We start from the raw sequence: 8,097 nt of genomic DNA on the forward strand, positions 1-8,097 counted from the left end.
GACGCCGGCGTCGAGGTCGGCGGGACCCGGCGTTCAGGAGCGCGGGTCCAGGCGCATCCCGAGGATCTTGGTGTGCGGCCGGTCGTCGAGCATCCGGAACCCCACGTGGTCGTAGAAGCCCAGCGCGTTGGCGTTGGCGGCGCCGACACCGAGGTGGACGCCGGGTACCCCGCGGTCGCGCAGGGCGTCGAGGACGGTGGTCACCAGGCGGCGCCCGTTGCCGTCGCCCTGCGCTTCCGGCAGGAGGTCGACATGGAAGTGGGCCGGGTAGCGGCCTGTGATCTCCGCCGGTGTACGGGGCGGATCGTCGATGAAGGAGCGCAGCCGGGCGTCCGGGGTGCCGGGCCGGACCGGCCTGTCCGCTGTCCGCGCGCGCACACGCGGCCACCATTCGCGGTCCAGCCGGCGTTCGAAGGCCGCGGTGTCGGCGACGGCGACGATGTAGCCGACGGGCCGCGACGGCGCGCCTTCGACCTCGCCGGGAGCGAGGACCCACGCGAGGTCGGGCGAGCAGGCCAGGTAGGGCCCGGCGAAGATGTCGCCGAGCAGCCGGGGCTCGGCCACCAGGCCGGTCGCGTCCCGGCCGGAGTTCGCGGTCCGCAGGCAGATGTCGTAGATCCGGTCGATCTCCTCGGGGTCGCCGGCGCGGGCCGGACGGACGGACGGCCGGGCGGGGCGTGGACCGGTGCTCATGCGCGGGGCCTCCCTGGGGACTGAGCCGGGCGGCATCGCCGGCCGCCCCTCCTGCGGACGGGACATCGCCCGCAGGGTAACACCAAAACCGATCAATGAACGGTTTTAGCGGGCGGTCGGCGGCCGGGATCGGCCGCACCATGCCCGCGAAGTCGGCTTTACCCTGTTTGACCTGCGGATGGACGCGCGATGGCGCGCGCTCGACCGCCAGGCGACCGGCCGGGGGAACGCCGTAGCCGGGCACATGATCGGACCCCGGTGTGCCACGGGGGCCGGAAGGGATGTACGGTCGGCCGTTGAGCGGCTCGCGCAGGGTCCCGCCGGGCCGTCGTGGGGAAAAGAGGGCTGAGCCGTCCGCGCGCTACTCCTGCGCCCCGAGGGGCGCCGCACCGGCCACGACACCGACGTCCGCCGGCCGCGCCGCAAGCGGCCATGGCTGATCGGCGAGCTGGCGATCGTCTTCGTGCTGCTCCAGGTCTACGGCTACATCCGCTCGCTGGCCGACACCCGGTACGGGCCGGCGCTCGCCCATGGCCGCGACGTCCTGAGCATAGAGAAGCACCTGGGCCTGGACGTTGAACTGCGGACCAACCACTGGTTGACGCGGCATCACGATCTGTCCGAGGTGGCCGTCTGGATCTACCAGCACATGCACACCGGCTTCACGATGGGCATCCTGCTGCTGTGCTACCTCGCGGGCCCCGGCGTCTACCGGCCCGCGCGCAACGCCCTCGTCCTGACCAACCTGGCCGGGCTCGTGGTGTTCTTCGTCCTGCCGGTGATGCCGCCGCGGCTGCTGCCGGACGAGGGGTTCGTCGACTCGGTCGCCATGGCCGGCTTCGGCACCGTGCACAGCCCCGGCGGCGTGGAGGCCGACCAGTTCGCCGCCATGCCGTCCCTGCACATGGGATGGGCGGTGTGGGTCGCGGTCGTGATCATGGCGCTGCTGCCGCGGTACCGGGTGCGCTGGCTCGCCGTGCTGCACCCCGTCGTCACCGCGATCGTCGTCGTGATCACCGCCAACCACTACGTGCTGGACGTGATCGCCGGGGTCGTGGTGTCCATGGCCGCCCTCTTCGGCACCGGGCTGGTCTGGGCCGGCAACGGGACGACCTACGCGGCCGGCCAGCTGATCAAGCGGAACCGGCCCGCGCCCGTCCCCGACCCCGCGGACGTGGTGGACGCCGGGCCCGGCGAGGCCGGCGAGGCCGGCGAGAAGGCCCTCGTGCCCGCCGAACCGGCGGCGAGCGGCGTCGCCAAGCCCGACCCGGGCGCGGCTTCGGCGACCGCGACGACCGCGACCGTCGGCCTGGAGCGGCCGCCGGGCGGCATCACCAGGGCCGACCCCGACAAGGGCCCCGAGCTGGCTAGCCCGTGAGCGACTGGGTGCCGAGGACGGCGAGGAGCGCCAGCCGGTCCGCGTCCTCGGTGCCGGGCTCCGCCGTGTAGATCATGATGCGCAGGTCGGGGCCGCGGACCGTCAGCACGTCGCAGTCCAGCGTCAGCGTCCCCACCCGCGGATGGTCGATGGTCTTGCGGGACGCCTCGTGCCGGCCGACCGTCCCGGCGTCCCACAGCTCCGCGAACACCTCGCTCTTGGCGTGCAGCTCCGCGATCAGCTGCTGGAGCCCCAGGTCGGCGTGGTACCGGCCGGCGGCCTCGCGCAGGTCCCCGGCCAGCGCGGCCAGGAACGCGCGCCGCTCCTCCGGCGTGTACCGGACGCGGCCCTCCGGCCCGAGGAAGTTGCGCCACACGCCGTTCCGCTCCATCCCCCGCCAGCCGGACGTGTCGCCCATCAGCGCCGTGTACATCGGGTTCGCGAGCAGCAGCGTCCACGCCGCGTCGTAGACCGCGACGGGCGTCCCGGACAGCCGGTCCAGGAGCCGCTGGACGCTCGGGGTGATGTACGCGGGCACCGCGTCCGGGCCGGGCGGCGCCAGCCCGGCGAGGTGGAACAGGTGCGCGCGCTCGTCCGCCGACAGCCGCAGCGCGCGGGCCAGCGCCTCGACGACCTGCGGCGACGGGTTGGACGCGCGGCCCTGCTCCAGCCGGGTCACGTAGTCGACGGAGATCCCCGCGAGCTGGGCCAGCTCCTCGCGGCGCAGCCCGGCCGTCCGCCGGTGCCCGCCGCTGGGCAGCCCGGCCGCCTCCGGCTGGACCCGGTCCCGCCAGCGGTGCAGCGTCCTGCCGAACTTCCCCGGTGCCATGCCCCCAGTCTGCCCGCCCGCGCCGGGCCCCTGCCTGGTACCGCCGTTCCCAGGAAGACGCGACGGCTGGCAGCCCGCCCCGCCGCGCCGCAACCTGGAGACATGACGACGACACTGATCACCGGAGCGAACAAGGGCCTGGGCTACGAGACCGCACGGCGGCTCATCGCCGCGGGCCACACCGTCTACATCGGCAGCCGGGACGCCGAGCGCGGCCGCCGCGCCGCCGCCGAGCTGGGGGCGCGGCTCGTCGTCCTCGACGTCACCGACGACGCGTCCGTCGAGGCCGCCGCGAAGGCGATCGAGGCCGACGGCGGCCTCGACGTGCTGGTCAACAACGCCGGGATCGAGGCCCGGCTGCCCGACAACGGCGTGCCCGGCGCCGCCGAGGTCACCGCCGACCTGATGCGGGAGTCCTTCGAGACGAACGTGTTCGGCGTGGTGCGCGTCACGCACGCGTTCCTGCCGCTGCTGCGGCGCTCGGCGGCCCCGGTCATCGTGAACGTGTCCAGCGGGCTCGCCTCGCTGGCGAGGGTCAGCGACCCGGCGACGCCCGCCTACGCCTACCCGGGCGTCGCGTACCCGGCGTCCAAGGCCGCGGTCAACATGGTCACCGTGCAGTTCGCGAAGGCGTTCCCGGAGATGCGGATCAACGCGGTCGAGCCCGGGTTCACCGCGACGGACCTGAACGGCCGCACCGGCACGCAGACCGTCGAGGAGGGCGCCGAGATCATCGTCCGGATGGCGCGGGTGGCGCCGGACGGGCCGACCGGCGGCTACTTCGACGCCGAGGGCCGCCTCCCCTGGTGACCTAGCCGGGCGTGTGGACGATCTCCCGCTGCCACTCGCCGCGCGGCTGGACGTGCAGGCGCCAGTAGTGGTCGGCGATCCGGTCCGGGTCGAAGAAGGTCCCGGCGGCGACGGCGCCGTCCACGGTCACGCTCGCCGCGTGGACGCCGGACGGCCCGTACTCCTGGTCGAGCAGGGTCACCAGCGTCCGCACCCCGGCCTTGCCGAGCGAGAGGCTGACGTACCCCGGCTTCGGCTCCGGCATGCCGCCGGTGACGATGAACGTGCCGCTCCCGCGCCGCGCCATGTCCGGCGCGACGCGGGCGGCGGCCGTCAGCGCCCCGCCGACGTTGACCGCCCAGGCGTCCAGCTGCTCGCGCGCGGACAGCTCCCCGACCCGGTCCGGCCGGACGAGCGCCGCGTTGTAGACCACGGCGTCGGGGACGCCGAACTCGGCCGCCGCGGCGTCGAGGGCGCCGCGCAGCGCCGCCTCGTCGGCGGCGTCGGCGGCCAGCTTGAGGACGGGCTCCGTCGCCCCCTCGATCTCGGCGAGCTTCCCGGGGTTGCGCCCGATGAGGGCGATCGGCATCCCCTCGCGGGCGAACCGACGCGCGACGGCCGCGCCGATCCCCGGCCCGGCCCCGATGACCACTGCTCCCGGCATCACGTCTCCCTTCGACGGCCGTGACGCTAGGGCCTCACACCGGTGTGAAGGTCAAGCTCTAGTCGTCGACCTCGGCGAGGGCGGGCACGGCGGCCTCCGCGCGTTCCCCCCGGGACCGGACGTACCGCGACAGCCACCAGCTGAACGCGCTGAGCAGCACCAATCCGACCGGCGCGATCCACACCATCGGGGAGCCGGGCTCGCGGAGCGCCTTGCCGAGCCCGGTGTAGACGAGCGTCCCCGGGATGATCCCGGCGAACGTCCCCGCGATGTACGGCCCGAACCGGACGCCCGCGACGCCCGCGCCGTAGTTCACGACGCCGAACGGGAACAGCCCGACCATCCGCAGCACCAGCACCGACTCGAACGCGCGGCGCGACAGGTAGGCGTCCAGGCGGGCGAGCCGCCCGGACCCGGCGTAGCGGGCCACGGCGGGCCGTCCGAGCGCCCTGGCCAGCGCGAACGAGATCGCGGCGCCCGCGGTGGCGCCGACCAGGACCGACCCCACGCCGACGGCCACCCCGAACAGCGCCCCGGCGGACGCGTTCAGCACCGAACCGGGCACCAGCAGGGTCACCGCCACGGCGTAGCAGACCGCGAACACGAGCGGCCCCCACCAGCCGAGCGAGTCGACCCAGTCGCTGACGTCCCCCCACACCGACCCGCCCGCGATCGCCACGACCACGCCCACGCCGAGCAACACCGCGCCGAGGACCAGCAGCTTCACGAGGGCCGCCCGCGACACGGGCGGGCCTCCGCTCGGCTCCGGTTCCTGCACGGTCTCGCCCGCGCCCGGCGGCTGCGGCACGGGCGCGGCGGCGGGATGCGGACTCATGGGTCTCCTGCCGGTGTGAACGGGTGTCCAGATCACGCTATGTGGCGAACCCGAGAAACGCACCACCGGCCACCCGCCAAGGCCGGTCAGCCGTCCTTGCGGGCGACGGCCGTCCAGCCCGCGCCGGTGATGTACTCGCCGCCCACGGGCCGCCACTCGTGCAGCGGGACGACCCCGGGCTCCAGGATCGTCAGGCCGTCCAGCAGCCCCGCCACCTGCTCCCGCGTCCGCGCGATCAGGGCCGCGTTCGCCGACTGCGAACGGTACGTCTCCCCGACGTTCACGTTGCGCCGCTCCTCGACCGCCGCGTGCGACAGGATCACGTGGCTGCCGGCCGGGACCGCCTCGGTGAACCGCCGGACGATCCCCGCCGGGTCCCGCTCGTCCGGCACGAAGTGCAGGACCGCGACGAACAGCACGCACACCGGCCGCCCGAAGTCGATCAGCTCGCGCACCTGCGGGTCGTCCAGCACCGCGCCGGGATCCCGCAGGTCCGCCTCGACGACGGCGGTCCGCTCGTCCGCGTCGACCAGCGCCCGCGCGTGCGCCGCCACCAGCGGGTCGTTGTCGACGTACGCGACCCGCGCGCCGGACCGCACCGCGCGGGCGACCTCGTGCACGTTGCCCTGCGTCGGCAGCCCGGTGCCGAGGTCGAGGAACTGGTCGATGCCGGACTCGGCGACGAACCGCACCGCCCGCTGCAGGAACGCCCGGTTCGCCCGCGCGACGCCCTCCACCGTCGGCAGCGCCCGGACGACCTCCTGCGCCGCGAGCCGGTCGCACTCGTAGTTGTCCTTGCCCCCGAGGAAGTAGTCGTACATGCGCGCCACGCTCGGCGTGGTCATGTCCACCCCGGCCGCCGGCGGAACCTTCGCGGACCCGTCCATCGCGCACCCCTTTCCAGCCGAATCGCTCGGCGATCACCGCCATTGTCCAGCACTCCTGCCAGAATCCGCCCATGACCGACGCGGACGGGATGCGCCGCCTCTTCCGGGACGAGGGCCTGCGGGCCAGCTCCTACAAGCTCTGCTACAGCCTGGTGTGGGGGCCGATCGCCGTCTTCGCCCAGCGCGGCTGGGGCGGCGTCTACATGGACCCGGACGAGTCCGCGGCGGCCGTCCGCGACCTCTTCGGCCAGTGCGCCGACCTGATCGACGCGGCCGCCGCGGCCCGCCCTCGGCTCAAGGACCCCTGGCGCCGGCTCGTCGTCGAAAGCCGCATCGGCGGCGGCCGCTACGGCTGGGCAGACGGCCACGGCTACACCCCCCTCGAGGAGGACCGCACGGGCACGGTCCTCGCCAAGGCCGCGGACCTCCTCCGGACGGGCGGGTGAGCCGGAGGAGGCCGCGGCCTCGGGCCGGAGGAGGCTAGTGGTAGGCGTGCTCGGCGGCCGGGAAGACGCCGTTCACGACCTCGTCGGCGAAGGTGCGCGCCGCCTCGTCCAGCGTGTCGCGGAGGCCCGAGTACTTCTTCACGAAGCGCGGCAGCCGGCCCGGCGTGAGGCCCATCGCGTCCGTCCAGACGAGGACCTGCGCGTCGCAGCCCGGGCCCGCGCCGATGCCGACGGTCGGGATGTCCAGCGCGGCGGTGATCTCGGTCGCGACCTCCTCCGGCACCGCCTCGAGGACGACCGCGAAGGCCCCCGCGTCCTGCACGGCACGGGCGTCCCGCACCAGCTGCCGCGCCGCCGTCTCGCCGCGGCCCTGCACCCGGTAGCCGCCGAACGCGTTCACCGACTGCGGCGTCAGCCCGAGATGCCCCATGATCGGGATCCCGGCGGACACCATCAGGTCGATCTGGCGGGCGCTGCGCTCCCCGCCCTCCAGCTTGACCGCCCCGACCCCGGCCTCCTTGACCAGCCGCGTCGCGCTGCGGAGGGCCTGCTCCGGGCCCGCCTGGTAGGTGCCGAACGGCAGGTCGCCGATGATCAGCGCCCGCTCGGTGCCGCGGACGACCGCCGCCGACAGGACGAGGATCTCCTCCAGCGTGACCGGCACGGTCGAGCCGTACCCGAGGTGGCACGCGCCCATCGTGTCGCCGACCAGCATCACCGGGATCCCGGCCTGGTCGAACACGGACGCGGTCATCGCGTCGTAGGCGGTGAGCATCGGCCATTTCTCGCCGCTCTCCTTGGCGGCGGCGATGTCCCGCACCGTGATCCGGCGCGAGAACTCACCCCCGTGAAGGGACGGCCTGTCCTGCGTGCGGGCATGCGAAATACGCGTCATGACGACGGCTCTCCCTGCTCATCTCGAAGCGCCCTGACGGCGTCTCCGGACCACCGCCCATCCTGACACCCGCCGCCCCGAAGATCGACCCCCGCGTCGGGTCGGCTTCTGAGGGCGTGGCGCGGCGATGTGGATGTTCGGTTTCGGTGGGTACGGCGTCATCAAGGACGCGAAACGCGTACGGAGGAGAGCAGCACCATGCCGATGACCACCAGCAAGGGCCGGGTCAACAAGGAGGAGCTGCCCGGACCCGTCCAGCGCTCGGACGCCAAGGCGCAGCGCACGTTCGCGAAGGCGCACGACTCGGCCGTCGAGGAGTACGGGGAGGGGCAGCGGGCGCACCGCGTCGCCTACTCCGCGCTCAAGCACACGCACGAGAAGGTCGGCGACCACTGGGAACCCAAGGCCAAGGGCGCCAAGGGACCGTCCGACCGGCAGGCCGCGGGCGGCGTGAAGACCTCCCGGAAGACCGCGGGCGGCGTCGACGCCAACGCGTCGAAGAAGCACCTGTACGACGTCGCCAAGCGGCTGGACGTCTCGGGCCGCTCGACGATGAACAAGAAGCAGCTCGTCAAGGCCATCGAGAAGGCCAACAACCGCAAGACCGCGAAGGCGCGGTCCTGACGTTCTGACTTGTGGCGTGTCGCCTCATGCGGTTCCGCATGAGGAGAATGCCAACAA

The 8,097-nt window shown here is 73.8% G+C and carries 10 protein-coding genes; 4 read left to right on the forward strand and 6 right to left on the reverse strand.

Features of this window, described 5'->3' with window-relative positions; translation table 11 throughout:
• Window positions 1-33: 33 nt before the first annotated feature.
• A complete protein-coding gene (locus AB0C78_RS34770) occupies window positions 34-693 on the reverse strand; it encodes a GNAT family N-acetyltransferase (RefSeq protein WP_360756405.1) in 660 nt (219 codons plus the stop codon).
• Window positions 694-1,156: 463 nt separating this feature from the next.
• On the opposite strand from AB0C78_RS34770, the gene AB0C78_RS34775 reads away from it, so the two are divergent.
• Window positions 1,157-2,071 (forward strand): phosphatase PAP2 family protein, encoded by a 915-nt coding sequence (locus AB0C78_RS34775; protein WP_360756407.1) that lies wholly within the window; start codon window positions 1,157-1,159, stop codon window positions 2,069-2,071.
• On the opposite strand, the gene AB0C78_RS34780 is transcribed toward AB0C78_RS34775, so the two are convergent.
• Window positions 2,061-2,900, reverse strand: coding sequence for a helix-turn-helix transcriptional regulator (locus tag AB0C78_RS34780; protein WP_360756410.1), 840 nt, complete (start codon window positions 2,898-2,900; stop codon window positions 2,061-2,063). The two genes, AB0C78_RS34775 and AB0C78_RS34780, sit on opposite strands and share 11 nt — an antisense overlap.
• A 102-nt stretch (window positions 2,901-3,002) precedes the next feature.
• On the opposite strand from AB0C78_RS34780, the gene AB0C78_RS34785 reads away from it, so the two are divergent.
• A complete protein-coding gene (locus tag AB0C78_RS34785) occupies window positions 3,003-3,710 on the forward strand; it encodes an SDR family NAD(P)-dependent oxidoreductase (RefSeq protein ID WP_360756412.1) in 708 nt (235 codons plus the stop codon).
• Window position 3,711: 1 nt separating this feature from the next.
• Here AB0C78_RS34785 and AB0C78_RS34790 read toward each other — a convergent pair whose 3' ends face one another.
• From AB0C78_RS34790 to AB0C78_RS34800, 3 genes are all read right to left on the reverse strand, one after another.
• Entirely contained in the window at window positions 3,712-4,353 is a 642-nt protein-coding gene (locus AB0C78_RS34790; protein WP_360756414.1) for an SDR family NAD(P)-dependent oxidoreductase, read from the reverse strand.
• A gap of 58 nt (window positions 4,354-4,411) precedes the next feature.
• Window positions 4,412-5,188, reverse strand: coding sequence for a TVP38/TMEM64 family protein (locus AB0C78_RS34795; RefSeq protein ID WP_360756416.1), 777 nt, complete (start codon window positions 5,186-5,188; stop codon window positions 4,412-4,414).
• Between the two features lie 86 nt (window positions 5,189-5,274).
• On the reverse strand, window positions 5,275-6,075 hold the full coding sequence (locus AB0C78_RS34800) for an SAM-dependent methyltransferase (RefSeq protein ID WP_360756419.1): 801 nt from the start codon (window positions 6,073-6,075) through the stop codon (window positions 5,275-5,277).
• Window positions 6,076-6,146: 71 nt separating this feature from the next.
• Here AB0C78_RS34800 and AB0C78_RS34805 point away from each other — a divergent pair, with 71 nt between their 5' ends.
• On the forward strand, window positions 6,147-6,521 hold the full coding sequence (locus AB0C78_RS34805; protein WP_360756421.1) for a hypothetical protein: 375 nt from the start codon (window positions 6,147-6,149) through the stop codon (window positions 6,519-6,521).
• Between the two features lie 34 nt (window positions 6,522-6,555).
• Here AB0C78_RS34805 and panB read toward each other — a convergent pair whose 3' ends face one another.
• Complete coding sequence (gene panB, locus AB0C78_RS34810) at window positions 6,556-7,416, reverse strand: 3-methyl-2-oxobutanoate hydroxymethyltransferase (protein ID WP_360756423.1); 861 nt, start codon at window positions 7,414-7,416, stop codon at window positions 6,556-6,558.
• Window positions 7,417-7,614: 198 nt separating this feature from the next.
• On the opposite strand from panB, the gene AB0C78_RS34815 reads away from it, so the two are divergent.
• Complete coding sequence (locus AB0C78_RS34815; RefSeq protein ID WP_360756426.1) at window positions 7,615-8,040, forward strand: ChaB family protein; 426 nt, start codon at window positions 7,615-7,617, stop codon at window positions 8,038-8,040.
• The last annotated feature ends 57 nt before the right edge of the window (window positions 8,041-8,097 follow it).

This window comes from Actinomadura sp. NPDC048394 (assembly GCF_040651755.1).
Lineage (GTDB): Bacteria > Actinomycetota > Actinomycetes > Streptosporangiales > Streptosporangiaceae > Spirillospora > Spirillospora montaniterrae.